At 54.7% G+C, this 26,941-nt stretch carries 17 protein-coding genes and 1 pseudogene; 10 read left to right on the top strand and 8 right to left on the bottom strand.

Going from position 1 to position 26,941, the window contains the following annotated elements; all coding sequences use genetic code 11:
* The first annotated feature begins 16 nt into the window (after positions 1-16).
* From Poly51_RS14590 to Poly51_RS14555, 8 genes are all read left to right on the top strand, one after another.
* Positions 17-1,576 (top strand): sulfatase family protein, encoded by a 1,560-nt coding sequence (locus Poly51_RS14590; protein WP_146458557.1) that lies wholly within the window; start codon positions 17-19, stop codon positions 1,574-1,576.
* A gap of 245 nt (positions 1,577-1,821) precedes the next feature.
* Positions 1,822-4,644, top strand: a complete 2,823-nt coding sequence (locus Poly51_RS14585; RefSeq protein ID WP_186775567.1) for a c-type cytochrome — start codon at positions 1,822-1,824, stop codon at positions 4,642-4,644.
* Between the two features lie 61 nt (positions 4,645-4,705).
* Entirely contained in the window at positions 4,706-7,171 is a 2,466-nt protein-coding gene (locus tag Poly51_RS14580) for a ThuA domain-containing protein (protein WP_146458555.1), read from the top strand.
* A gap of 33 nt (positions 7,172-7,204) precedes the next feature.
* Positions 7,205-9,262 (top strand): S9 family peptidase, encoded by a 2,058-nt coding sequence (locus tag Poly51_RS14575; RefSeq protein ID WP_146458554.1) that lies wholly within the window; start codon positions 7,205-7,207, stop codon positions 9,260-9,262.
* Between the two features lie 99 nt (positions 9,263-9,361).
* A complete protein-coding gene (locus Poly51_RS14570; RefSeq protein WP_146458553.1) occupies positions 9,362-10,909 on the top strand; it encodes a sulfatase family protein in 1,548 nt (515 codons plus the stop codon).
* Positions 10,910-10,963: 54 nt separating this feature from the next.
* On the top strand, positions 10,964-12,853 hold the full coding sequence (locus tag Poly51_RS14565) for a Xaa-Pro dipeptidyl-peptidase (RefSeq protein ID WP_246114514.1): 1,890 nt from the start codon (positions 10,964-10,966) through the stop codon (positions 12,851-12,853).
* 66 nt (positions 12,854-12,919) lie between these two features.
* A complete protein-coding gene (locus Poly51_RS14560; protein WP_146458552.1) occupies positions 12,920-13,900 on the top strand; it encodes an alpha/beta hydrolase in 981 nt (326 codons plus the stop codon).
* A 128-nt stretch (positions 13,901-14,028) separates the two neighbouring features.
* The gene (locus Poly51_RS14555) at positions 14,029-15,630 is read left to right on the top strand and encodes an outer membrane protein assembly factor BamB family protein (protein WP_186775566.1); all 1,602 of its coding nucleotides are present in this window, start codon (positions 14,029-14,031) and stop codon (positions 15,628-15,630) included.
* A gap of 108 nt (positions 15,631-15,738) precedes the next feature.
* Here Poly51_RS14555 and Poly51_RS14550 read toward each other — a convergent pair whose 3' ends face one another.
* From Poly51_RS14550 to Poly51_RS14520, 7 genes are all read right to left on the bottom strand, one after another.
* The gene (locus tag Poly51_RS14550) at positions 15,739-17,133 is read right to left on the bottom strand and encodes an outer membrane protein assembly factor BamB family protein (protein WP_146458550.1); all 1,395 of its coding nucleotides are present in this window, start codon (positions 17,131-17,133) and stop codon (positions 15,739-15,741) included.
* An 88-nt stretch (positions 17,134-17,221) separates the two neighbouring features.
* Positions 17,222-19,069: a YHYH protein gene (locus Poly51_RS14545; protein WP_146458549.1), complete on the bottom strand. Its 1,848-nt coding sequence runs from the start codon at positions 19,067-19,069 to the stop codon at positions 17,222-17,224.
* The gene (locus tag Poly51_RS14540) at positions 19,066-19,803 is read right to left on the bottom strand and encodes a hypothetical protein (protein ID WP_246114513.1); all 738 of its coding nucleotides are present in this window, start codon (positions 19,801-19,803) and stop codon (positions 19,066-19,068) included. Before Poly51_RS14540 ends, Poly51_RS14545 begins: the two co-directional genes overlap by 4 nt.
* On the bottom strand, positions 19,804-20,805 hold the full coding sequence (locus tag Poly51_RS14535) for a hypothetical protein (protein WP_146458548.1): 1,002 nt from the start codon (positions 20,803-20,805) through the stop codon (positions 19,804-19,806). It lies immediately after the preceding gene.
* Entirely contained in the window at positions 20,802-21,323 is a 522-nt protein-coding gene (locus Poly51_RS14530) for a sigma-70 family RNA polymerase sigma factor (RefSeq protein ID WP_146459157.1), read from the bottom strand. Before Poly51_RS14530 ends, Poly51_RS14535 begins: the two co-directional genes overlap by 4 nt.
* A 147-nt stretch (positions 21,324-21,470) precedes the next feature.
* Positions 21,471-22,787 (bottom strand): AAA family ATPase, encoded by a 1,317-nt coding sequence (locus Poly51_RS14525; RefSeq protein ID WP_246114511.1) that lies wholly within the window; start codon positions 22,785-22,787, stop codon positions 21,471-21,473.
* Entirely contained in the window at positions 22,784-23,092 is a 309-nt protein-coding gene (locus Poly51_RS14520) for a VF530 family protein (protein ID WP_222435867.1), read from the bottom strand. Before Poly51_RS14520 ends, Poly51_RS14525 begins: the two co-directional genes overlap by 4 nt.
* Before the next feature lie 495 nt (positions 23,093-23,587).
* Between Poly51_RS14520 and Poly51_RS14515 the strand changes: the two are divergent.
* Positions 23,588-23,698: pseudogene (locus tag Poly51_RS14515) on the top strand (GTP-binding protein); the annotation flags it as partial.
* Positions 23,699-23,837: 139 nt separating this feature from the next.
* Positions 23,838-24,122 (top strand): hypothetical protein, encoded by a 285-nt coding sequence (locus Poly51_RS14510; protein ID WP_246114510.1) that lies wholly within the window; start codon positions 23,838-23,840, stop codon positions 24,120-24,122.
* A 199-nt stretch (positions 24,123-24,321) separates the two neighbouring features.
* Here the strand turns inward: Poly51_RS14510 and Poly51_RS14505 are convergent, their stop codons facing one another.
* Positions 24,322-26,073, bottom strand: a complete 1,752-nt coding sequence (locus tag Poly51_RS14505; protein ID WP_146458545.1) for a CocE/NonD family hydrolase — start codon at positions 26,071-26,073, stop codon at positions 24,322-24,324.
* Between the last annotated feature and the right edge of the window lie 868 nt (positions 26,074-26,941).

Genomic DNA, 26,941 nt, shown 5'->3' with positions numbered 1-26,941 from the left:
TCACCAAGAATCCTCGATGCCTCTTCGCATATTTCTACTTCTGGTCGTCGCGTTGGGCCCCCTGGCTTTGTCGACCGAAGCGGATGATCGGCCAAACATTCTGTTCTTGTTCTCGGATGATCATGCGGTCAATGCGATTTCTGCCTACGGGGGTCCGCTCGCTGAAGTTGCACCCACACCCAACATCGATCGAATCGCCAACGAGGGGGCCGTTTTCCTGAGTTCGTTTTGTGCGAATTCGATCTGCGGTCCATCCAGAGCCAACATTTTGACGGGCAAGCACAGCCACAAAAATGGATTCATGCGCAACGGGAACAACTTTGATTCCAGTCAGTGGACCGTTGCCAAGGAACTGCATAAAGGCGGCTACAACACGGCTGTGATTGGCAAGTGGCATTTGAATTCTGATCCGGTTGGCTTCGACCATTGGGAAGTGCTGCCTGGTCAAGGCAATTACTACAACCCGATGTTCATGCACATGGATGGGACGCAAACACGATCCGAGGGTTACGCGACGGACGTGACAACGGATAAGGCAGTGGCGTGGTTGGATGCACGCGACGCGTCGAAACCCTTTTTCTTAATGTGCCAACACAAAGCGCCGCACCGTACCTTTGCCCCCGCGCTTCGGCATCTGGGTTCATTCGATGATGTCGCAATTCCCGAACCTCCGACGCTGTTCGATGACTACGCGAATCGAAGTACAACGTTGGCGACGAATGAAATGGAGATTGATCGGCACTTCGATTGGGCATACGACGCAAAAATCCGAAAGGACGAACGTGGTGACGTGGAATTGCCCGGACCGGATCGGTACGGGACGCCTGAGTACAACCGAATGACCGACGCACAAAAGAAGGAATGGGACGCCCACTTCGGGCCAAGGAACCAGCAGTTCTTAACCGATTTCAAATCAGGCAAACTCAGCCAACGCGATGTCGTGCGTTGGAAGTATCGTCGCTACATGCGAAACTACTTGAGCACCGTCAAAGCGGTTGACGAAAGCGTGGGACGCATGCTGGCTTACCTTGATGATAATGATCTCGCCAAGAACACGATCGTGATCTATTCGTCCGACCAAGGCTTTTTTCTTGGTGAACACGGATGGTACGACAAGCGATGGATGTTTGAAGAGTCATTTCGCATGCCATTTCTGGTTCGTTGGCCCGGTGTAATCCAGCCGCAATCGAAACCCCACGATCTGATCCAAAACATCGACTACGCACCGACGTTTCTTGAAGTCGCAGGGCTCGACATTCCAGACGATGTGCAGGGAAGATCGCTTGTCCCGTTGCTTCGTGGGCAGCCCACTCAGTGGCGTCGCTCTCTCTATTACGCGTATTACGAGTTGGGAGAGCACGCGGTCCCGCAGCACTTCGGTGTGCGGACGCAGACACACAAGTTGTTCTACATTCCGCAGACCGGCGAGTGGAACATGTTCGATCTTCAGCGGGATCCGTTGGAAATGAAGAGCGTCCATGCAGATCCAGAGTATCGCCAAGCACGAGAAAAGCTTGAGGCAGAGTTTGTCAGGCTGCGTCAACAATTCGATGCACCGGATTTTTCGACCAGATAACAATCAAGACGCAATCCATTCGGCGAGTGTGAACACCGAGGAAACAGCGGGCAGGGTGTGCGACGGGCTTTGTAAGTTCATCAAATACTATGATGAAAATGCGGATTGATCCGAAAGGGATATGTTCAGAGATGTCGTACTGGAGAACAAGGATTGAGCGGAAAACAACTGTCGCAACTCGGGCACTCTTGCCCAAGATGTTAGCGACGGGCAAGAGTGCCCATCGTACATTCGTTTCCCGCTCGATGCTAAGTAAATTGGGGTGTTGTTATCGACTCGTCATTGTCGCGATCGTGTTCAGTTCTGTGCTGCGATGCGCCGAGGCACAGACAAATCCGCTGACGCTGACGCAGCAATTGCAACAGGAACCTCCCGAACAACTGGTCGTTGAAGCACGTGAGTCGGGGAACATCGTTCGCGGCGCCATTCTCTTTCATCAGGGAAATATTAACTGCGCCAAGTGCCATCAGTCGGCGTCTGAGAAGGATCGCCTTGCCCCGATCCTTGGCAAACTAGGAAAAGACGTCGCTGACGCCTCTCTGGTTGAATCGATTCTGGATCCTTCCAAATCGATTTCAAAGGGCTTTGAAACTTTGAACGTGCTGACGGCGGGCGGTCGTGTGATCAGTGGCCTTGTCGTCAGTCAGGATGACAACATGGTCGTACTGCGCGACACCCAGAATATCGACAAGCTATACAGGGTCCCACAAGCGAACATCGAGCAGACGATTCCTGGCAGAGTCTCCGTCATGCCCAGCGGACTGGCGGATCAATTGTCCGGTCGGCAGCAATTTCTGGATCTGTTGCGATACGTCATCGACGTCAAAGAACGCGGGTCGGCCAAAGCAACAACTCAAGTTCAAGCCGCTCCGGTGCGAGAACTTACATCTGAAATGAAGGGCCTGGTGCTGATCCAAGCACGCAACTGCGCAGCATGCCATGAATCGTCGTTGATGGAATCCTTACCGGTCGCGCATCAAGGCCCCAACCTCAAGTGGTCCGCACAACGACTAAGTCCACAATACTTGGCTCGGTTCATTTCGGATCCCCATCAAACCAAACCGGGAACCAACATGCCCTCGCTGATGGGGCAGATCGATCAGGCGGGACGAACCGAGGCCGCCGAAGCCATCGTTCACTTCCTGTTGTCGATCTCGGGCGCGCGCGTGCCTGAAGAAGCAGCAGAGGTTGATCACGATTCAATTGAAAGTGGTCGCAGCCTTTTCCACAGCGTCGGATGTGTTGCCTGCCATTCGCCGCGTGACGAAGACGCTGTTGAGCAACCGCGCAGTGATTCGGTTCGAATGGATTCCGTTCCGATGGGAGAACTACGAACAAAATACAGTTCACAAGCCCTCGTCGCATTCCTGGAAGATCCGCACTCAGCGCGGCCTTCGGGTCGGATGCCGAACATGCAGTTGACTCATCGCGAAGCGAGCGTTCTTGCCAGCTACTTGCTTCAAAATGACGAAATGTTAACCGCCGTCATGGGTAAACCGTGGGCCGTTGACGCAAAGCTTGCCAACAAAGGGCAGCAACTCTTCGCGAAACTCAATTGCGCAGAATGCCACGCTGGTATTGTCGACTCAAACAGCGCGTCAGACCGTTTCGTGAAACTATCAGACGTACACAACAGCAAGGGTTGTCTGTCGAATGAACCAGGCAATTGGCCTGACTTTGGTCTTTCCGAAGTTGAGACAAAAAACATCAGGGCAGCACTCAGCAACGGAATCGGTGTGTTGGATTCTCAGCAAACGATCGACTTCACATTGGCGTCGTTGCGATGCACTGCCTGTCATAGTCGCGACAACCTTGGCGGAGTCAGTGAGGAACGCCATGAACACTTTCAAACCACCAACCTGAATCTTGGCGAACAGGGAAGAATCCCGCCACCGCTAACCGGGGTTGGCGCCAAGTTGAATCCGAAATGGATGCGGGATGTCCTGGTGAATGGACGATCAATACGACCGTACATGAAAACTCGAATGCCGAAGTATGGTGAGAAGAACATCGAGCATTTAGTGGAACTGTTTCAAGCAGCCGACCAACTCTCCGAAACGAAGTTCGCTACCGCCCACGATCTGAATGAGAGCCGCAAAACTGGGCTGAATTTGGTTGGCGATCAGGGGCTTAACTGTGCTGCCTGCCACACGTACCAGTACAAATTGTCGGACACGATGCCTGCGGTCGATCTGACGGAGATGGCCCAGCGGCTCAAGAAAGATTGGTTCTACCAATACATGTTGGCTCCGCAAAAGTTCAGCCCCAACACTGTCATGCCTTCGTACTGGCCCGGTGGGGTCGCGCTCCGGTCGGATATTGCTGGCGATCCCGAAGACCAAGTCGAATCGATCTGGCAATACCTGTTGGAAGGCCGGCAAGCCAGGGCTCCGGCGGGTGTCATCAAAGAGCCGTTGGAAATTGTTGTTGCCGATGAAGCTAGAGTGCTGCGGCGACAGTATCCGGAAATTGGCAAGCGTGGTATTGGCGTTGGCTATCCGGGCGGAGTGAACTTGGCTTACGACGCACAGCAAATGCGACTGGCCACGATTTGGAAAGGTGAATTCGTCGACCCAGCAGCGGCGTGGTATGGACAAGGCAGCGGCGATGTTCGCCCGATGGGGCCGGCCATCCAATTGGCCAAGGGGCCTGAATTGATCGATGCGACGAAACCGATAATAACGGACAATCGCCGACCGTCTACACATCAATTCAAGGGCTATTTTCTCGACAAGCAGCGGCGACCAACGATGCGATATGCATTCGGATCGATTGATGTTGAAGACTACTTCCGTGAGTTCAAAGACGACACAACGGGCCAGATTCAATTGCGACGGCGAGTCTCGTTGACGTCGCCCGAAGAACTCGCCCAGCTTCGGTTTCGTCTAGCCCAAAGTGGCAGGGTCGAAAAGGAAACTGGCGATGGTTATCGAATCGGCAAAGGTCTCACGATCAAGGTTGTTTCAGGGCAGACGCCCAAAATCGCTGACGGAGATTTGCTTTATCTGCCGTTGAAGCTTGTCCCACAGCAGACCCAAGAAATCGTGATCGAGTACCTCTGGGAGTGACGGCGAAACGGCCTTCCAGAAAATTTGCATTCACGACAGATTGCTTACCCCCAAGACGAACATGTTCTCGATTTTGTTTAAAACGCTTGCCGCGATCACGATTGCGTGTACACCTCAGGCTGAACCGCTGGGCGAGTACTGGGGAACCGGTGAAGCGGAATCGGCATACTACGAACTGGTCGATGTTCCGCTGCCAAAGGAACTTGCGATCGAAGCGGGCAGCTTTGAAGTCATGCCTGATGAAAAGTCGCTAGCGATCGCGACTCGGCGCGGTGACATCTTCGTTGCCGATGGTGTGTTTGACGAACACCCCGAACCGAAATTTTTTAAGTTCGCCGAAGGTCTCGACGAGATTTTTGGGCTCGCGTATCGCGATGGTTCTTTCATCGCGACTCAACAAGCCGAGGTGAGCCGAATCACCGACGTCGATGGCGATGGCCGAGCCGATCGGTTCGACACGATCAGCGATGCTTGGGGATTTGGGAACTACCACGAGTTTGCGTTTGGTTCCAAGCCGGATGCGGACGGGAACGTGTGGGTCGCACTTTGCTTGACGAAGTCTTATCACTCTGATGAACCGTTTCGCGGTTGGTGCTTGAAGATCACTCCCGAAGGCAAAAGCATCCCCATTTGCAGTGGCATTCGCAGCCCATGCGGGATCGGCCCCAACGAACACGGGGTGATGTTCTATGCCGAAAGCCAGGGACCGTGGAATGGTTCGTGCAGCTTGAAAGTGTTGGAACCGGGCGGTTTCATGGGCCATCCGATCAGCTTCAACTGGTACGAATTGGCACCCGAAATGGGACCGGTGCCGGTTGAGCCGAACACGCCCTCGCGATTGGAAACCGAACGAAAAAGAGTCAAACAGCTTGTGCCTTACGCAGTCGTCTTTCCATACATCAGGATGGGCCGTTCGATTTCCGGTTTCCAAGTCGATCGCACCGGCGGAAAGTTCGGACCGTTTGCCAATCAGATTTTCATCGGCGACTTCAGCCTAGGAGTCGTCATGCGGGCGACGACCGAGAAAGTCAACGGCGTCTGGCAAGGTGCGTGCTATCCGTTTCGCGAAGGATTCGATACTGGATTGTTGGCTGTTCAGTTCACACCGGACGGGAGCTTGATCGCCGGAGGAACCAATCGCGGCTGGCCGGTACGAGGCCCCAAAGCGTACGCCATCCAGCGACTGGACTGGACCGGGTTGATGCCGTTCGAGATCAAAGAGATCAAGGCGACGCCGCAAGGTTTCGAGCTTGCGTTCACAAAGCCTGTCGATCGCGACATCGCGGCGCAGCCGCAGACTTATCAACTGAAAACATTCACCCACATGTATCGGCAAGCCTACGGTAGTCCGGAAGTGGATCAGACAGAGCCCCAAGTGTCTGCGGTCAATGTCGCCGACGATGCCATGAGCGTGGTGATCAAAGTGAATGGACTGGTTCAAGGGCATGTGCATGACTTCTTCTTGCCCGACATGCGGTCCAGCGATGATGACAAATTGCTGCATGCGAATGCGTACTACACGCTGAACGAAATTCCCAACACTGATTCAGCACCGAAAGTTCCTTCCGGAGATTCAAGCCAGTCGAAACCGTGGTTGCATTTCAAGGGCGGCGTTGGCCCAGGCAAGGGAAAGCACGTCGTTCTGATTGCCGCTGAACAGGAATATCGCAGCGAACAATCGATGCCGATGTTGGCCAAGGTGCTTGCCAAGCATCATGGGTTCGATTGCACGGTTCTGTTTTCTGTCAACGAGAACGGCGAGGTTGACCCAACGATTCCGGCCCCATTCAAGGACAAGGAAATGCGCCACCATATTCCTGGTCTCGATAAACTATCCAACGCCGATTGTTTGATTTGGATGTCCCGCTTCATGCATTTGCCGGACGATCAAATGAAACATTTCCATGACTACTTTGATTCTGGAAAACCAATCATCGCGCTGCGCACCGCCAACCATGGATTCCAGTTTGGGAAAGACTACGTGGTCAACGATCGCGTGGTCGGCCTGCGTGAACTGCTTGGTGGTGCGTTTTCGGGACATCATGGCGGTTGGCACCGTGAATCCACTCGAGGCATTGTTGTTGACGACCAGAAGAATCATCCAATCCTGACCGGGGTCGGCGAGATCTGGGGCACGTCCGACGTTTACCGCTGCCACACGGATCAGCATCCGTTTCCTGAAGACTGCACGGCACTGGTTCTTGGACAACCGCTCGTCAACTTGGAACCGGACGCACCGGCAAACACCAAGAAAGAGCCGCTTCCGATCGCTTGGATAAAAACCTGGAGAGGAAGCCAGGATCGTTCGGCGAAAATCTTTCACTTCACGATGGGATCGGCGGAGGACTTTGCCAACGAAGGCGTCCGGCGACTTACCGTGAACGCGGTCTACTGGGGCGTTGGCATGGAAGGGGAAATCAGCGAGGTTCGGTCCGTCGAAGTCGTTGGCGATTACAAACCGCTTGCCGGTGGCTTCAACTACCAAAAACTGGGCGTAAAGCCAAGGAAGCCGGAATTCTACAAATAGCCTGATCGATCATTCACACCTCATGCAGTCACAATGAAACAGCCATTCACTTCCGTCATTCTCCTTGCTGCGGTCGCGTTACCCATTACGTTGGTCGCCGAAGTGCGAGCTCAAGATACGGCTTGGCAGGCGGAAGCCTCCGAGCGGCTTCGCGCGATTTACGATCGCAACGAGTTCCGCGTTCCCGACCTTGATCCCGAGTGGCTTCCCAATAGCTCTGGATACAAGCTGCGCGAAAAAGACTCGAAGACAAACAAGCCCATTGTCGCTCTCTACGATGTCGAATCCGGAACACGCAGCTTTGTCGAGAATACTGACAAAGAAAAGCTCCTGTCGCCGGACGGAAGTCGTATCGCGGAAGCACGTAATCGCAGAGTTTCTGTACGTGATGTCGATGGCGGCAAGCGAATTCACTTGACCGAAGAAGCCGGCGATCGCGATATCTCGTTACACGATCTGCGTTGGAGTCCGAGTGGCAAGTATGTTTCATTTGTAGAAGCAGATAACACCGACGTCAAACAGCGGTCTGTTCTTGTTCCGGGTGATCCATCTTACCCCGGTGTTGCGGAACATCGGTTTGCCAGAGTCGGCGGAACGCTGCCTTCCCTGCGTGTTGGCGTGGCCGACTTGGCAACCGAAAAAGTCCGCTGGCTGCCAATCGAAGTTTCCGACGATGGTTTCTATCTGGGACAGGTCGATTGGATTAGCGATTCCGACGACTTGCTGGTCGAAACGATGAGTCGATTTCGTGACAAACGCGAATTTTGGATCGCTTCGATTGGTGGAGGGGCCGATGGAAACCTCAATCGCATCTACAGCGAAGTCAATGACGCTTGGGCCGTCGGCAGCCACGGAATCAACTCGGGCGCACATTGGATTGGCGATGGCGAAGCGTTCGTCTTCATCAGCGAGAAAGATGGATGGCGCCATGCGTGGTTGCTCTCCCGCGACGGAAAGACTGAAACGAACCTCACCCCAGGTAAATTCGATCTGATCGATCGAGCTTACGTCGATGAAGCGAGTGGCTGGTACTATTTCTACGCTTCCCCGGAAAACGCGACACAGAAGTATCTCTACCGCGTCCCGCTTGACGGCAACGGAACCTTGCAGCGGATCACGCCGGAAGGCCAATCCGGCACACACGACTACGCATTTTCGCCGGATGCGAAGTGGGCGATCCATACTTATTCAACGTTGAACGATCCTCCCGTGGTGGATCTGGTTGAGTTACCAGATCATAGGGTGGTTCGTGTGCTGGACGATCACAGCGAGGTTCGCGAAAAGTTTCAACAGCGGAAGGTGCAGCCCACCGAGTTTGTTCAGATCGACATCGGTGATGGAGTCGTGATGGACGCATCACTGACGAAGCCACGCGACTTTGACGAGTCGAAGAAATATCCCGTCTTCGTATATGTCTACGGCGAGCCGTACTTGCAAACGGTTCTCGACGAATGGGGCGCCGCGCAGATTGATTTCCTTCGCGTCGTTGCGGACAACGGATATATCACGGTGTCCATCGACAACCGTGGCACGGCGGCACCCAAAGGCGCAGCATGGCGACGTTCGATCTTCGGCAGCCTTGGCCCGCTGTCGACCGACGAACAAGCGGCCGGCATCCAGAAGCTTGCGGAAATGAAACCGTTCATCGACTTGGACCGAGTCGGCATTTGGGGTTGGAGCGGTGGCGGTTCCAACACACTCAACGCCATGTTCCGCAAACCGGATGTCTACCACGTCGGCATCGCCGTGGTGCCCAAGCCACAACCCTGGCTCTACAACGCCTGGTTCCAAGAAATTTACATGCGAACCCGCGAAGTCAACGCCGATGGATACGAGCGATCTGCGCCGATCAACTTTGCCGAGGGCCTCAAGGGTAAACTATTGATCGTCACCGGTTCCGGCGAAACGAATACGCATATTCAAATCATCGAAGGGCTCGTCGATCGGTTGATCGAACTGGGTAAGCCGTTCGATTACATGGTGTATCCCAATCGCGATCATGGACTTCGCGAAGGGCCGGGCACCGTTGTCCACGTGCGAATGCTGATTTTGCGATATCTGATCGAGAATCTACCTCCCGGACCTCGGTAGCGAAGTGGCTAATCGACCAATACATTCACAAACGAGAAAACAGTGTTTGATCAAACGAGAGTAATAAGAAAAGCCTTGGCGATCGTCGTGCTGCTTTTGATGACAGTCATCAGTCAGGCTGAGGACCATCCGAACATCATCGTCATTTATGCCGACGACTTGGGCTTTGGTGATCTGTCCTGCTACAACAGCGAAGCTGCTTACGAAACGCCGCGACTTGATCAAATGGCGGCCGAAGGCATCCGATTTACCGATGCGCATAGCCCGTCCACGGTTTGTTCACCGTCCCGATACGGTTTGTTCTCGGGACAACAGATCTTTCGTTCTACTGGCCGAGGCGGTGGCGCATTCGAGGGGCCCGGTGGACCGAGTTACCTGAAACCGGGAACACGGACCGTTGCTCAAATGCTGCAGCAACAGGGCTACCGAACTGGAGTGTTCGGGAAGTGGCACGTCGGACTTAGCTGGTTCGACAAAGAAGGCGAACGTCTCGGCGGCGGTTTCGAGAATTCGCTGCTGATCGACTACGAGAAAAGCACGCCGCTGATGGATGGTCCCAACGCGCGCGGTTTCGACGAGTCGTTTGTAACTCCCAACTGCCCGAACACCGATCCACTTTACGTTTACATCGAAAATGGCAAGGTCGCGGCGCCTGCGAGCGAGCGGCACGATCCAAAACGCCTGCCCAATCCGGGCGGCAAGTGGCGATGGGACAATGATGCCGGATGGATGTCACCGGGTTATGACTTCATCAACGCTGACCTCTTGTTTTTCGAAAAAACGAAAGCGTTCATCAAAGACCATCGCCAGCACACGCCTGACAAGCCTTTCTTTGCCGTACTCTCAACTCAAATCGCTCACGCGCCGGTCTTGCCCGCCGAAGAGTTCAATGGGGCAACGGAAGCTGGGCCGCGTGCGGACTTTGTTTGGGAGCTAGACGTATTGGTCGGACGCGTGCTGGACCTAGTCAAAGAACTGGGGATCGATGACGAAACTCTGGTGCTGTTCAATTCTGACAACGGACCGGAAACGCTTCACGTCAATTGGATGCGGCATGATCACGAGCACGATCCGTCGGGCGGATGGCGAGGCATGAAGCGAGATGGATGGGAAGGTGGCCACCGCGTGCCTTTCATCGCTCGATGGCCAGGACACATCCCGCCGCATCAGGTATCGGCCCAGATGACAAACACGACCGACATCTTTGCCACCCTGGCTTCGGTCGTCGGCGTTTCGCTGCCGGATGATGCAGCGACAGACAGCTTCGACATGTTGCCCGTGATGTTGGGACATCAGGATGAATCACGGTCCGTTCGCCCGCACTTGCTGACGCAGAGCTTTCGAGGCGAGTTCCAAATTCGTCAGGGGCCTTGGAAGTACTTGGATCACCAGGGTTCCGGTGGGAACAACTACGACGTGAAGAACATGCAAGAGTGGGCCATCCCCGAGAAATCTCCTGACGCACCGGGCCAGCTTTACAACTTAGAAGTCGATCCGGGTGAAACGGATAACTTGTATTTCACGGAAGAAGCCAAACGGATCGAGCTTCAATCTTTACTGGCAAAGCTGAAGTCGTCGGGACGTAGTGCGCTAAAGAATCGCGTGCCATTTCGCATGGCTTCTACCCAGCAACCATCAGCAAGATAGGCCGTCCAGGCGATCCTACACTGCGTCGCCTCGCCCAATACTTTGGAAATGCCCATGAAATGCTCGCATCCGTTTGTCGCCGTCTCGTTCATGTTTTTGTCGCTATTGGCAACGGATTCATTGAACGCGAAGCCGCTCGATCAAGGCCAACAAGACGCCGCCGCCCAAAACGGTCACGATGAAGAGAAGCCCGTTGGCCCTGTCATCAAAGACGGTGAAGCGCAGATCGCAGACGCATTCAAGGATTCCGACCGTTGGATTCGTCATGACTTGTGGGTGGAAACGGATTTTGATTCCGATGGCGACGAAAAACTTGACCGGATGCATGTCGATGTGACGCGTCCGTATCAGACGGAATACGAGGGGCTGAAAGTCGCGGTCGTTTATGTGTCGAGTCCCTACTTTGCGGGAACGGCGCCGGGAACCGATTTTTTCTGGAACCCGCGACAGGAGATAGGTCAGAAACCGACGCAGCGAACGGTTGGGCCGGAAGTCAAACGTGAGAGCAATCGCTTGGTCATCTCCAAGAGACATACCAGCGATTGGGTTCCGCGCGGTTTTGCCGTGGTTCACTCGTCGTCACCGGGGACCGGTTTGTCGGACGGCTGTCCCACGATTGGTGGCAAGAATGAATCGCTTGCTCCCAAAGCTGTCATCGATTGGTTGTGTGGACGCGCGAAGGGTTTTACCAGCGTCGATGGTGATGACGAAGTCAAAGCATTTTGGTCGACCAGAAAAGTTGGCATGACAGGCACCTCGTACAACGGCACGATCCCTTTGGCGGCTGCGACCACGGGAGTCGATGGGCTCGAAGCAATCGTACCCGTCGCACCCAATACGTCCTATTACCACTATTATCGCAGCAACGGATTGGTCCGGGCGCCCGGTGGATACCAGGGCGAGGACATCGATGTGCTCTATGACTACATCCATAGCGGCAACCCCGATCGCGATGAATTCTGTGACTGCAAGGTGCGCGATGAAGAGATGGCGAAAGGAATGGCGCGTGACACCGGAGACTACAATGAGTTCTGGGCGGGACGAGACTATTTGAATCAGCTTGATGATGTGAAAGCGGCCGTGTTGATGTCTCACGGATTCAACGATTGGAACGTTATGCCCGAGCACAGTTATCGAATCTATGACGCGCTCAACAAGAATGGAGTCCCGACTCAGATTTATTATCACCAAGACGGCCACGGCGGACCGCCTCCGCTAACGATGATCAATCGTTGGTTCACGCACTATCTACTGGGTATCGACAACGGAGTCGAGAAAGATGCCAAGGCTTGGATCGTTCGCGAGGGTGACAAGCCCGACAAGCCGACGGCCTACGACGACTACCCAAACCCGGAAGCGTCGCCGATAGCACTGTATCTCTCTGGCAATTCGCCAAAACGAGGGAACCTGTCGCTCGATCGCAAGGCGGGCGGCGGCAAAGAGAAGCTCATTGATAATTTTTCGTTCAGCGGAGAGTCACTCTCGCAAGCTGAGACCACGGAACATCGGTTGATGTACGTGACGCCCGAATTGAAAGACTCCGTTCACCTGTCAGGGCTAGCGAGTCTGAAAATTCGAATGGCATCCAGCAAGCCGGCTGCGAATCTATCTGCGTGGATTGTCTCGTTGCCGTGGGACGAGAGCAAGAACGCCAAGATCACCGACAACATCATCACACGCGGTTGGGCCGATCCACAGAATCACCGATCGCTTACCGAAGGCGAGCCGCTGGTCCCTGGCCAGTTCTATGAATTGTCTTTTGACTTTCAACCGGACGACCAAGTGATCGCCAAAGGGCAACAAATTGGGCTGATGATCTTTTCGAGTGATCGCAACTTTACGTTACAGCCAGAACCGGGAACCGAACTGACGATCGATCTTGATACGACACAGTTAACGCTGCCAATTGTCGGTGGCGAGTCGCAGATCCGCAAATGTTTGTAGATTCACGACCAACCAGATGGTCTTGCGGGTCATCAGCTCGTGCCAGTCCCTAACGGATACAAGATAATGAAAATTCAGACGATCGTTGCCATCCTGTTGGCTGTTACGGCAACCAGCGGAATCACAGCTCAAGAAACACAGCGTCAGAGCAACGCTTCCCGTGCGCCCAAGGGAGCCAAGTATCTTGAGACCGGCGGCGAACGCAAGCTGGAAGTTGTCTACAAAAAGATTTCGGGAAAAGACCTCTCGCTCGACCTGTACTACCCGACGACCAAACGCCCCGACAAATGTCCGGTGATTGTCTTTACTCACGGTGGCGGATGGGCCGCAGGCAATCGATACAAGGCCGCCAGTGGGTCTTTCGCAATTGTCTTTGATCAGTTGATCAAGGAAGGTTTTGCGGTAGCGCCCGTGACGTACCGACTGGCAAAAAAAGACAGCGGCGTGACGATGCGCGATTGCGTCATCGATTGCAAAGACGCCGTTCGCTACTTGGCAAAGAACAGTGAATCGCTCGGCATTGATCCCATGCAAATTTTTGTGATGGGAGATTCCGCAGGCGGGCATATTACACAGATGCTCCTGCTGGCATCGCCCGAACAATTGCCGGGCGACGCAGCGTTTGCCGACGTTCCGTACCGTATGGTCGCCGGTGTGTCCTGGTATGGCCCGTGTGATTTCGAAAAGACGGAACTGTTCAATCACGATGACCGTCCTGGTTTCAAGGATCGGTTTGCCGACCGCATTCTCGGATCCGATGCAGATGCGACTGATAAACTGGCACGTTATCGGGAAATCAGTCCGATCAACTACTTGAGTAAAGCCAGTCCGCCGTTGCTGATGATTCAGGGTGACAAGGACACGACCATTCCGGTCAAGCACGCTTACCACATGAAGCAAAAAGCAGACGACGTTCAGGCACCCGTTGAGATCATGATCATCAAGAACGCCGGTCATAACTGGCGCAGGGTTGACGCAGACATCAATCCATCGCGAGAAGCGATTGTCGAGCGTACCGTGCAGTTCTTTGTGGAAAACGCTCGGTAGCAAGATGCTTCAGAATGGACTGCCCACCTAGTTTGCCGGCAGCACCGGCACCATTTCCGATGTTTGATTCGTTCGCGGGGACGATTCACGGGCCCCGTGGAAACTGGTTCACACTAGCAATGATGCAAATGAATACGATCACATTGTCTCTGTTTGTCGTTTTGGATTGCTTCTGCTGCAACGTCGCGATCGCCCAGGATTGGCCTCAAGCAGCCGGGCCACACGGCGACTGGAGTACTCGTACGGAGGCAGAGGTCCCTTCATCGTTCAACGTCGCAACTGGCGACAATGTGTTATGGACCAGGACGATGGAGGAAAGCGGGCAAAGTGGAATCGTCGTTTGGAACGACCGGTTATTCCTGACGATCTTGGAGCCTTGCAAATCGGAGTCTGACGACCCAAAGGAAAACAGGACGTCAAGTATCCGAGCCCTTTGTCTTGACGCGTCAAGCGGAGAGACCGTTTGGGAGTATGGAATCGACAGCGCCGTCGAAACGGGATACATGGGTGGATTCAGCGACCTGACCTCGCCCTCGCCGATAACCGATGGAGAATTCGTTTGGTTTACCAATGCGGGAGGAAAGCTGGTCTGTCTCGACTGGCAGGGAAAGTTTGTTTGGGAGCGAAGTTGGCGTTCGGAAAATGAAATTCTGAAGCCGGAGAAGGCGTTCCCTTTTAACAAACAGTTCGAGCCGTTCATCGTCGACGACACTCTGGTTCACGCTGAACCGTACGAAGGCGACGATGCAGATCGACAAGCGGGGTGGCACTATTTGTACGGACTCGAAAAGAAGACCGGAAAGGAAAAATGGATATCCCAAGACTCGATCACGCAATACAACACACCAGGTTATTCGTTCGACGCCATCGGCAAACCAAGCGTTTTGATTGGACGCGGTGGATACCACGACGTGCCGGAATCTCCCAGTGGCTACTCAATGATCGATCTGGCGAACGGAAAACGAATTTGGAAGACGGTCCTCGATGGCGAGGGCGACACCGCACTGAGCAATGCCTGCTTCAACAAAGACTTTGCTGTGTGGATTTCGGAAGACGACAACCGGTTGACGGTTCTAAACTCGTCGAGCGGTAAGATCCAGAAAACAATCGACTTGCGTTCCAACGTGGATCTTCGTGTTTACAACCAAGTCCTAGGTCGGTACGTCCTACGCGAAAACTTTGACCTGACCGCACTGCCGAAATCGAGTATCTTTCCCGCTTGGTATACGAATATTATCGCAGACAACCACCTGTACTTCATGTGCTTCAATGACGATCTGAAGCAACCGCTGATGAAACGTTGGCGTGATCTGCTTCCGGTGCATTGCTTTGCTCGTGTCAACTTGATCACTGGCAAAGTAGAAATCATGGAAGTCCCCGTACACTTCAATGATCGCGGAGACTACCTTTGGAACGAAGAACTGAAGACGACGGGCCTCAATTCGAAAGGACTGGATCTGATTTCGGATGTTCGCTCAAAGCGGGACGGTTGGTGGTGGTGCTTCAACGGAAATCCGATCAAGGTGAACGACACACTCTTTTTCACAACGATGATTGGCAATTGCTACGCGTTCAAAACGAACACCAAACATTTCGATGAGAGTGCTTTTGTTGCCTTGAACCCCTTGGGTCCGCGCGGCGAAACTTGGTCAATGAATACCCCGACTTTCGCCGACGGCAAGCTGTTCCACAGGACGTCAAAAAAGCTGATCTGTGTCGGCAAGCCGTGATTGGCCATTAAGATTCCTCAGCCAGGATCTCCTGCTCGAAGTCGATGCTAGAAACCCGGCGAATCCATGATCGCTTCGTCGGCACGTTCTCGACACTCGGATCGATTCCTATTCAGCCGAGCCGATGCAATAGAGATGGGTATTGGATCGTACGAATAGGTTCCCATCGCTGATCGCTGGCGTGGCACCGAAACCGCTTTCGTCGAACGTCATATCATTCGATGTCAGCAGCTTGTACTCAGGCTTTGCTTCGACGACATGAATCATACCAGCGTTGGTGGTGATGTAGATTTTTCCGTTTGCAACGACGGGGGACGCATAGTCACCACCACCACCGCCACCGCCACCGCCACCACCAAATCCACCGCCGCCACCCGGTCCGCCGAAGCCTCGTTCACCACGACCACCGCCTGATTCGCCGCCTCCGCGACGACCTTCGTCACCGCCCGCTGGTGCGCCTGGCAGACGTTCCTGAAAAACCCTATCGCCGGTCTTAGCATCAAGACACTCGAAGACCGAGCCGCTGACCGAGTATAGGTGTCCGTCCAGAACGACGGGCGTGGCATAGCGAGGCCTTACACGACCTTCCCAAACAGTATTTGAATCCGAAACGTCGTCCTTCCCGCCAACGCGAACCGCAACAGCTTCCTCGCCCGTCGCGTAAACGATGCCGTCATTTCCGGCGACCGCACTGACCTGAGCGTTGCGAGAATTCACTCCGTTGGCGTACCAAGCGAGCTTGCCGGTCGCGTTGTTCAGCCCCCAAACTTCGCCGATCACCGAAACGATGACGTGGTCGATGCCACCCTGATTGACAACGATTGGCGTCGTCCAACATTCGCCCAGCCCTTCGGCCGTGGCGCGAAACTTCTCTTTTCCGGTCGCCTTGTCCAACCAAACGATCGACAGCGATTCGTCAGCGGCGTTCACGATCACACAGTCCTCGAACACAATCGGACTTGCCGCCGAACCGAACCCCTTGAAACTAGGTTCTGCGCCAACGCTCTGGTTCCAAACTTCGTTGCCATCCATGTCATACGCATAGACGCCCGACTTTCCAAAGAACGCATAGACGAGCGTGCCGTCGCTCGTCGGCGTGTTACTTGCGTAACCGTGGGTTGTCACGCCTGGCGGACGAAACTCGTCTTCCGGCATTTTGGCGTTCACAGTTTTGGTCCATAGCGTCCTTCCGGATGCGCGGTCAACGCAGACGAGATGACGCATCAGATCTTCGACCGTGCCTTGGCCGTCTCCCATTCCGTAGCCGGTATAGCAAGTGACAAAGACTTTGTCGCCGACCACGATCGGGCTGGAAATTCCGCGACCAGGTAGCTCCAGTTTCCAACGGACGTTCTTGTCAGCACCGAATTCCGTCGGAGCATCCGACTCGGCGATGCCGGAGCCGTTCGGCCCTCGAAAACGAGACCAGTCGGCGTACGAAACTTGGGACGACACCGTTACGCTGGCGGCCAAGAACAGGAGTGAAGCCACACGTCGAGACATAAACGCAACCTTTGAAAAGAATAAAGTCCAGAGAAGCAAGCCGACACTAGATTTGTGCGGGAGGTCAGGCAGGCGCACGTGTTCACCCTCAAGAGCTGAGCCAACGGGAACCGACCCACAATGAAACCGCGGCAAACATGGAAAGTACCGCGCCGGGAACGATTATTTTCGAAACAGTTCGGTTTCGGGTGTATTGAAAGTCCAATGTGCCTTCGGCCAACGTGATTCCCGAGATGCTCTTCAGTAGCTGTTCGCGTGTGACGTTTGCGGATGGGAAGTTTGGCGTTTCCGACAACGCATAGACCGTGATGTGGTATTGCTTGACACCGGGGCCCTTCGATTTCATCGGGTCGTATTCCGGTTTCCCTTTGTCGTTCGTGCCCACCGTCCCAACACTGCGAACGTTCTGCGGCAAACTCGTCACATCCGCCGGGATACCGTGCAGCAGCCAATAGGATTTCACATCATCCGGGCCGGGGATATGCCAGAGATTGATTGCATAGCACTGCGTTCCCGGCGGCCCCTTCGTCCAAGCAATGGGCGGCGATTCCCCGGCTCCATCACCCGTGAACTCGATAGGCATTTCATCGCCCGCTGCAAACGCAGGGCTGGTGACACTCAACCGAGGCATTGCCTTTACAGGTTGCCCGTCCGAATCAAGATTGACTCCCAAGTCATTGGATTGCGGCAAGAACGGTTTACCCATTCTGCTGCGGTAAGACTCGGTTCGCGTTTTTCCGGACAGTTCATTGAACGTAAAATCAATTCCGCCGTCATCTTGCAAGACATAGGTCACGGTTCCTTGACGGCCCTGCACGTCGTACTGCAATTCGAATCGGTTGCCGATTCTGCTGAAGCCAGTGATCTTTGCATCGCGCAGGGGTCGCAAGTCGGGGCGGACGGGTTCGGCACGCGGTTGCGGATCCACTTGCCCACCGCGTCGGGTAACTTCGCCATAGAAGCCACCGTTGAGATAGGGATAAGTCTTTTGCGCGTGATAGTGATAGTTGCCTGACGCATCTTTGTGCCCACCGAGATTGTCGAGCGATGCGAAGTCGGCCGCCTTCTCGTCTTGGTAACCAAAGATCGGATAGCCATCCAAGGCGTAGGCAATCGGATTGCCCGATCCTGTTGCTTCTTCCAAATGCGTTGGCGCGATGTGGTAGTGATAGTCATCGGCGCGGCCGCAGTGGCCACCGTACTCGTCCAATTCACCGAACAGAAACGCGTCGTCGCCTCGATTGTTCAGCGGATTGAAGATCGGCACGCCATTAACTGCCAACGCGATGGCCCCGCGCAGGAAATCGTTCTTGGTCGACATCGGATTCTTCGCTGGCACCGGGTGCAGCGGAATTCGCCAAGCGTTGGCACCGAGGTACTTCTGTGGAATCGGAACTTGCTGTTGCCACGCGCGAATGCCGACCATCATGGTGTGTTCCGGCAGTCCGTTGGATCCAACGTAGAAATAGTCGTCGTCCCAACGAAGCTGAAGCAGTTTCTCGAAGGGTTTGAAGTCCTGTCCCAATTTTGGCATGGAATTTTCGCCATCGGACGGCGCCGATTCTTTTTGCATGACAAGCCGCACGCCCTGTTGCCGATTCAGCATTTGCAGCTCTGCCATTCGAGTTTTGATCCACGTTTGGTCCGATGACACCAAGTGATCGATCGCGATGCGTGTGAGTTGGCCGTTGTCGTTGCGAATCTGGACGTGGTCATCCGTCGCCGAGACGAACGACCCATGCACGTGTTCGCTTCGCCCAACGATCGACCATGTACGAGTTGCCGTCGCCGAGCCAGAGTCGTCATGATGCCCACCTTCATGCGCCGACAAATTCGACGCCGCTGTGACAAGCAAACAGTACGCAACGACGACGACGAGAATCAACTGAGCATTCATGATCTTCGACCCGACCTTCGCAAAGCAATGAATTCTCATGAGCGTGGTTTCCTGGGCGGTCCGTCGGGAACGATGTTGTTGAGGTTCGTGAAATCGGGACGTGATTTTCCGTCGGGCGGTGTGGTCACGACGTGCCGAAAGATGACCGTGTTGTCGAGTTCGATGTCGTCGGTCCAAATGAATTGAGCACCTTGAAAGTCGTGTTCAAAAAACGGTTCTTTGGGCCCCACTTGCTGCTGTGTGTACACCTTGGCGTTTCCCCAAGAAGTGTCGTCAAAGTCGACGGTGGTCCAGTCCTCGGGGATTGGCGATGTTTCGACACGCGGGTTCTTCATGTCGTGATCGATTGGCCCGCGAGAGTACGCTTTGGCTTTCCAGTTGGCGTTGGTGACCGTGCCATCGCCGAACTTCAAAATGAAACCAGCATCCCCGATGTTGGTGTTGGCGTATTCCATCCCGGTCTTGGCATCCGCGTTGTCTTTCGCCATCACGGCAATCGTCATCGGATATGCCGGAAGGATGTCGACTGAGACGACGTTGTGCGGCATGAATTTGATCGAGTCGACCGCCGTCAGTTCGCCATTGATGTACAAGACAAACCAATTGTCAGCGTACATGTTCGCTTTCACCGTGTCACTGATTCGCGGCTTGCCAATCTTACCTCCAGGAGCTTGGCTGAACGCGGGCGATAGCCATGCGTATTGGGCCACGACCACCGCGCCAACAAAGGTGGCGACTCCAACAATCAAGACCGAGGTTTGTTTCTTTGTCATCTACTCGAATTCCACGTTGCGATGGGGTTCATGATGGGATTGATAATCAAAATGATCTGCGGGAAGTGCATGATCGTCGACCAGAGTCATCGTCAGCGTGACATCCTCGGGCCCGTAGGGCATCTCGAAGAACCGTACTTGGCGGATCTGACCACTCGATGCGGCGTAAGTGATTTCGACTTCAGCAGGCCCCCTATACCCATGCTTTTTCACAGCAAGCATCCGCCGGGTCTGGCCGCCATCCGGTTCGCCCGCGTCCGCAGGCAGCAATTCCAGGTCGTAAGCGGTCCGCAATGCACCCAGACCATCGTGAAGGTTGTTGATTGGCAACGCGTATTCGTGTCCGGGTACGTCTCGATTGAATCGCGTTAAATCATGGCTGAATCGAACGGGGCCATCAGGTCGAACGGCCCAACTGGTGACGCCGTTGCTTCCGGTGATGAACCGTTCGCCTTGCACGGTCTTCCGCTGCAGAACGAACTGATCCGAACCACGCACATCCAAGATGGCTTGGTCGAGCGAAGGTTTTGGTGGACGTCCATGTTCTGGAGAATATCGTCCTGGGTCTCGCAGAGGAATGCTTGTCGTCTGGACCGAGATCGCAAACGTACGATCCAGGGAACGGTCGTTCGCAGCCATGATTCGATTGAGCTCAAGGATAGCTGCGGACGCAGTTGACGTTCCCAAGGTTTGCCAAAACAGGAATGTGGATAGCAATACAAGGCACGCCGTCGTCGCCCACACGAGTCGTGGTTTCATTCGCGACCCGCCATCGAAACTTTTTGCCAGCGAGACAACAGGTGGCTCACCGAGTTCTTGGCCCGCATGTTCGTCGTTAGCGTTGAACTGATTTCGCAACCGGTCATGCAGCATCAAAGCCGACGCAAACTGTCGAGCGTGCATGGGGTCGGCGTTGATCCAACGACTAAGCTGCTGCGACTGTTGATCGGACAGCGAATCGTCGAAATACCCGTCGACCAGATTGTGAACGTCGGGGCTCATGAAGCACCCGCCTGTGAGTGTTTTTGATCGACACACTCGCGCAACCGGTCGCGAACTCGCTGCAGTGCCTTGGCGACCGCATTCGCCGTCATGTCAACGCGACCTGCGATCGCGGCCGGCTTCATGTCGTGCTTGTATCGCAGTTCAAGCAATAACCGCGCCCGGCTTTCCATGGAATGGATGCAGTCGTCTAGGTGTTCCATGCGAGCAGATTCTTCGTGTGCTACGTCAGCAATGGCAATCGCGAGCGACGCCACTGTATCGTCATCGAACACCAATCGGTCGCGCCGTCTTCCCCGTAAATACAGTCCCACCTGATTGCGGGCGACGCCGATCGCCCAGGCAACAAACGGAAAGTTTGGGTCGTAGGAGTCAAAGGATTCGATCACTGCCACGGCGACGTCTTGCAGCACATCGTCGCGGTCACGAAAATCGCGGACAACCGACGTGACAAATGCCGAAACCGCCGGCTGAGCCAGCGTCCATTGCCGTGTTGCCTGTCGGGTCGTCTCGTCCACACGTTTCTCCATCGAAAGAATGCTCGCTATCTGTACTTATCCGGGCGAGCCCATTCATGACTAAGAATTTCGGATTTTTCTGCGAAAGGATCGGAGGAGGCTTTGGGCTTGCTCGGAAATCACTCCGGCATTTACAAGCGAAAACCCCTATCGACCGGGCCATTTCCACCCGTACTGGCTCAGCAAATCGGCGTCTTGTAAGACCGTTTCGCCCGCCGACTTCTCCAGGTGAATGGGAACGCAGATTTCGTCGGCCTCCAGTTCGTCGACCAAGACTGCGTTGTGACTGACCACGATCACTTGGCTGTTCTCGGCGGCGAGAGCGATCAAGCGGGCAAGCGGGGCAATCAAATCGGGATGCAAACTGTTTTCGGGTTCGTTCAGTACCATCAACTCCGGCGGCCGAGGCGTCAGCAGAGCGGCGGCAAGCAACAGAAATCGAAGTGTTCCATCGGATAGTTCAGCGGCTGATAGATCGCGAAGCATCCCCGATTGTTTGAGGCTTAATTGCATCCCGGCATCGGTGCCAAAGATGCGGATCTCCGAACCTGGAAAGGCGTCACCGATGGTGTGGTCGAGTCTCGCGCGATCACCGATCTCACGAATCGTCTGAATGGCCGCGGGCACGTCGGCACCATCGCTGGCCATGATCGGAGTGAACGTCGCGGCACATGCTCGCCGAGCCGGTGACAGAGCATCGACACGGAATGTGTCATAGAAACGCCAACGGCGAAGCGTCTCGCGTATCAGAATCAACTCCGGCGCGGCTAACGGGTCGGCGTACTCCGACAACATGCTCGACTGGCGGGGTAATGGGACGTCAATGTCTTGCCACTTGCCCTTCGCGCCACGACACCGAAGGGTTCCCACGCGTCGGTCCGCGCAAAGATTTTTTGCGTCCATTCCGATGCCGCGCCAAAGGCACTCGCGTTTCATTTCCGGATCGCCGCCGAACATCGATTCGCTCGGTTGCGGTAGCCCCAGGTCGAAACAGTAACTCAGTGGATCAGCGGTAAAACCCAATCGCAGACTCACCGGATCATTGCCACTCTTCTTCGGTCCCGCCCAACGCACCGAACCAAACCCACCTTCACGAGCCAGCGATTCGGCGAGCCGTCCATCGGCGGCATCCGCGATCAAACGCAACGCCCGGTACAAATTTGACTTGCCCGACCCGTTCGCGCCCGTCACCACGTTCAACTGTCCAAGCCGCAGGATGATCGAACGGATTGATCGGTATCCGGAGATGGCAATGCGGTCGATCACGTTATTCGCGGCAGCTTTTAGAATTGAAACGGTACTCGCATCGCCAAAGAGTTTACCACCACCGGAAAGGACATTGTCACCACCAAACTCTTTCTGGCCTTGCCTCTGCCGGCACGAAAGCCGGATTGCCTCCGCCTTCGCCCTGCGATCCTGTTCATGTGTCTGCGAAACGTCATGAAGGCCTCCGGCGATCTTCATTCGTCCCTGCGCGCTCGATCCCAAACGCTGCCCATTTCGTTTTTTTCGTCACCGTCGCTCGTTTTGTGCTTGCCCTTCCGCTTGTCGTAGCTGATCGAGTCCAAGTACAGTCGTTCGACCTTTGCCCGGGCCCAGTCGGTCTTGCGAAGAAATTTCAGGCTGCTGTTGATGCTCGGCTCGTAGGTAAAGCAATGGATGTTGATCCGTTCGCCTAGCCGCTCCCAACCGTACTCCGCGACCAAGTACTCAAGGATCGCTTTGAGCGTGACACCGTGCAGTGGATTGTTGGGTTGGGATGGATTCATGATTTTTGTAAGGCGAGAGAACGCCTGTTGCCCCGCTGGCATTCCGCGAAGTAACCTCGGAATCTCGCTCTCGGGAGTGATTCGTATTGGCTGGGTACACAATGTAACCGACAACCAATAAGCGTAACGGCACGATCGGTTTGATGAATTGGTGAGTTGCGAAGCGCAAGTGAACGTCGACGCGACACAGCCGTGGTTCGTGCAAGTCTCCGAGAGCTATCGAACTTTTTGGTCACCGGTGTATCTAGCAGGTTGGTTCTTGTGGAACCTTCTCGTTTTTTTGGATTTGGCCGTGCGGTTCTATAGCAATTGCAATTCTCTTTTCGGTGGTGGCGCCACTCAAATGGTTGCTGATCGCGCCGCGATAGTCTAGCGCGCTGAATCGCAGGCAGGTTGCGTTTCGCTACCGCAAAATCAGTGTGACTGCGAACGAGAACCATCTTGGCTGCGATTCATTCAACACATCTGACAAAACCGAATATAGAGAATGTTCTCATGACCAGAATTGAACGCCTTCGAAATATCGGCATCTCAGCTCATATCGACTCGGGTAAAACGACGTTGACCGAGCGGATACTTTTTTACTGTGGACGCATCCACGAGATCCACGGAAACGAACAATCGCTTTGAGGTAGACTGCGAGTCCGCATCGATTGTGCGGCAAGCGATGGTTTTCAGCGATGCAAGTGTCAAGGGTTGGGAGCAAGAGTTGACGAAACGGGAAATCGACCAGAAGGCGGCAATCATGATTGTCATTGAACACCTTGGTGAAATTCCGCCCGGCACTAAGTGTTCGGCGGTATTTTTTGACTCGGCGAAGATTCGTCGGGAAAAAGAGTTCTATGCGAAGTTGTATAGCGAGAACGGTGTGCATGATCTGGCTGTCCTTCGCGCGATGGTGGCCGCGAATGTGCCTGACGCCCCCTATTGGTTGGTCTCGCTGAAATCCGGCGATGGTGCGTTCGGAGGTGTCAATCGCATGCACCGCGTCGACGACCGAACGGGAAAGGTGCTCGCCGATCCGCCTTAGCAGTCAAGTGTTTCCCGATCACCTCGCCGGCCGACATCGAGGTATCAGTGGTGAAGAAGTGCTCGTCGCGATGCCTACCATCAAGGTCACGAACGTGCACCCAACGAATCGGAACCCGTCTTTCGCTGCACCTGAACCAACGGGCAGTGCCATTCATCCCTGAAGCATTTTTTCGAAACGACGCCTTTTCTCTCTCGGCCTACTCTTCGCGGCTGACGACGGGAAGCACGATATTGGATGGGTGCTGCGACGATAAATGGATGGTGTGGGTCGCGACGGGGGACTGGTCAAATGATTCCGAAGGTTCGAACGTGTTTGGGTGGACTTCGTATTTGGGATGATTGCTACTGGAGATCTGAACGCCGAGGCGGTGCCCCTTGTTGAAGACCAATGCGGTGCTCCACATATCCATGGTCAGCTTGTATACCTTCCCTTTTTGCATCGGGACTTGTTTGTCGAACCCCTGGTGGAATCGGGCCATGATGATCGAATCTCGGACAATGGCTTCGTAGCCATCGGGATAAATGTCGACCAGCTTGGCCGTGAAGGTGGTATCGCTGACATCGCTACTGACGTACAGATCGGCGAGGACCTTGCCGGTGATCTCGAGCGGCTCGGTCAGCGGCGCCGACGTAAAATGAAGAACGTCATTGCGGTCTTTCAGAACACGCTGATCCTTCGGTCCGACACCTTCATGAATAAAAACATCACCGCCCGCCGAAGGGACGGGGTCTCGCGGGTCGTATCGGAACGATCGTGATGCTTGGCCTTCGGTTGGTCGCTCAGTGCCAACGGTCCCATCGGATGTCAAATAGTAGCGGATCGGTTCGTGAGGGACCGGCCAAGCGTGTGTGATCCGGTAGCCATTGCCGGGTGCCGTCGGATCGGTCGTGTCGCCCATCAAGTAGTAAACGATATAGGAACGCTCAGGCGTATTTTGACGTGGATCGTCAAGGATGCGTGTCAACGCCGGCAGCTCCCATTCCACAGGAATCGGCTTGGCCGGGTAGGGCTTGCCGGCCATCCTGCCATGGCCCGACGCATCGATTTGAACGAAGACCTTGCCATGCTGGGCAAATCGTTGAAAGTAGTCGATCGCGGATTCGGAAAAGATGTCGTACCAGCCGGTGCGGGCGATGAATGCCGTATCGTTTCCATCGGCGGCACCTCGCAGGGTTTCCTGATACGCGGTTCGGTCAAAAAGTTCGACGCTAGGTTTGGGCCAGAGTGGAATGGGGATGTTGCGCTGAGCAAGCCATCCATAGTACATCTCACGTTTGACTCCATTATGAAACGTCCAATACAGGTGAGCGCTGCCACCGCTGATATTCGTATCACAACCAACCAGATTCGGGTGCTTGGCGAGGTAGGCCATGTAGGCGGAAAACCCGTGGCCGCTCTGGCCGGTCATGCCGACCTTTCCGTCGGACCAAGCTTGATTGATGATCCAGTCGATGGTGTCGTAACCGTCGCTGATTTCGTTGTCGAAGCTGGAAAGATCGGCGGTACCATGCCCCTCCGACTGCCCGTCACCGCGAAGGTCCTGGCAGATGTAGATCAGATCTTTGTTGGCAAACTTTTGGCTATCGAATAACGCCGCAGCCCAAATGCCATATGCCGAACGGCAAAGAACGGTGGAGTGTTTGCTCTTCTCCGTAACAGCCTTTGTCGGGATGAAAAGACCGGTGGCCAATCGAACCCCATCACGCATGGGAACCATGGTTTTGTGATAGCGGTAGTCTCCACCGAGGGCGTCCATCGCAAGCTGACGCGAGTAAGCTCGCTCTTCTTCGCTAGTGAGTATTCCGTCGTTGTTTGCATCTGCGTCCGGATGGCGTGTCAGGAATGTTTGTGCGCCGGTAACACTGATGGGCTCGTCTGAATGAGCTGGAAAAAGCGGAACGCAGATCAAGCCAAATAAGATTGTTGGACAAAAAAATATATATCGCATGGGTGGCAGTTTAATGAATCGCGGCTGCTTGGCGTGGAAATCTTTTCGTTCTTTCCATTGTCCTTCGCGATTCCACTTGATGCCGCAATCCGTCAAGCACCAGCGAGCGGCGGATTGCAGATTGTGCCGTACATCCGAAACTGACTTGCTGGAGTCCGGGCCTCATTGGACGGTTTGCGTTTTCATCTTCCGTTCAACATGTTTTAGCTTGCGGTCACTCGATCGATCGACGGTTTCCAGTTCGAGATCGGCCACGTGCTGGCCCCACTTGGGTTCTAACTGAATCACCCCGCCTACGCCCGGCGCTGTTTGCGACCGGGCGTTGGCGGATTCGCAACAAGCGGATCGGCCTACAGGAAAAGAAATTCCTGCGGGTCGATCGAGAGTAACTCGATCAGTGGGCTGAGCAACTTGGTCTCACCGAGGGGCTTGCAGCCGCCTGGAAATTGGCGACGGAACGCTCTTAACGCGGAGCGTAACAAGCGTTGTCAACTCGTCCTGCTCTGTCGAGCGATCGTAAGAATCGCGTGCTGAATCTCGGGTGAAACCTCGCCCCAAATCTCGATCAATTCGCGAAGCGAATCGTCGCTCTGATTTGCTGCACCCAAGACTGCACCCACTGCGTCGGAAACGTCCGTTTCTGCCGTGCTTTCGGTGGTCGTGCTATTCCTGCCGGGGGAGCCTTCGTGGACAGTAGCGAAATGCTGCTGCCCACCATTTAACGCCAAAGGCCGATGCACCCGCATCGGCCTTTTTGCGTTTGATCCCGTGTTTTACGGCGTTCCCGCTCGCGACTTGGTTTTTCGCCTGCGTCTTGGACGGTTCGGGCACCGTACCAAACCATTCTTTTCCCGCCGTCTAGCCCCGC

The sequence above is a fragment of the Rubripirellula tenax genome, from assembly GCF_007860125.1.
GTDB classification, from domain to species: Bacteria; Planctomycetota; Planctomycetia; order Pirellulales; family Pirellulaceae; genus Rubripirellula; species Rubripirellula tenax.
This window is presented reverse-complemented; position numbering and strand designations above follow the sequence as displayed.

Coding starts and splice junctions, on each gene's coding strand:
- Poly51_RS14590 (WP_146458557.1), top strand. CDS start 17: ATGCCTCTTCGCATATTTCTACTTCTGGTCGTCGCGTTGGGCCCCCTG.
- Poly51_RS14585 (WP_186775567.1), top strand. CDS start 1,822: ATGCTAAGTAAATTGGGGTGTTGTTATCGACTCGTCATTGTCGCGATC.
- Poly51_RS14580 (WP_146458555.1), top strand. CDS start 4,706: ATGTTCTCGATTTTGTTTAAAACGCTTGCCGCGATCACGATTGCGTGT.
- Poly51_RS14575 (WP_146458554.1), top strand. CDS start 7,205: ATGAAACAGCCATTCACTTCCGTCATTCTCCTTGCTGCGGTCGCGTTA.
- Poly51_RS14570 (WP_146458553.1), top strand. CDS start 9,362: ATGACAGTCATCAGTCAGGCTGAGGACCATCCGAACATCATCGTCATT.
- Poly51_RS14565 (WP_246114514.1), top strand. CDS start 10,964: ATGAAATGCTCGCATCCGTTTGTCGCCGTCTCGTTCATGTTTTTGTCG.
- Poly51_RS14560 (WP_146458552.1), top strand. CDS start 12,920: ATGAAAATTCAGACGATCGTTGCCATCCTGTTGGCTGTTACGGCAACC.
- Poly51_RS14555 (WP_186775566.1), top strand. CDS start 14,029: ATGAATACGATCACATTGTCTCTGTTTGTCGTTTTGGATTGCTTCTGC.
- Poly51_RS14550 (WP_146458550.1), bottom strand. CDS start 17,133: ATGTCTCGACGTGTGGCTTCACTCCTGTTCTTGGCCGCCAGCGTAACG.
- Poly51_RS14545 (WP_146458549.1), bottom strand. CDS start 19,069: ATGAGAATTCATTGCTTTGCGAAGGTCGGGTCGAAGATCATGAATGCT.
- Poly51_RS14540 (WP_246114513.1), bottom strand. CDS start 19,803: ATGACAAAGAAACAAACCTCGGTCTTGATTGTTGGAGTCGCCACCTTT.
- Poly51_RS14535 (WP_146458548.1), bottom strand. CDS start 20,805: ATGAGCCCCGACGTTCACAATCTGGTCGACGGGTATTTCGACGATTCG.
- Poly51_RS14525 (WP_246114511.1), bottom strand. CDS start 22,787: ATGAAGATCGCCGGAGGCCTTCATGACGTTTCGCAGACACATGAACAG.
- Poly51_RS14520 (WP_222435867.1), bottom strand. CDS start 23,092: ATGAATCCATCCCAACCCAACAATCCACTGCACGGTGTCACGCTCAAA.
- Poly51_RS14510 (WP_246114510.1), top strand. CDS start 23,838: ATGATTGTCATTGAACACCTTGGTGAAATTCCGCCCGGCACTAAGTGT.
- Poly51_RS14505 (WP_146458545.1), bottom strand. CDS start 26,073: ATGCGATATATATTTTTTTGTCCAACAATCTTATTTGGCTTGATCTGC.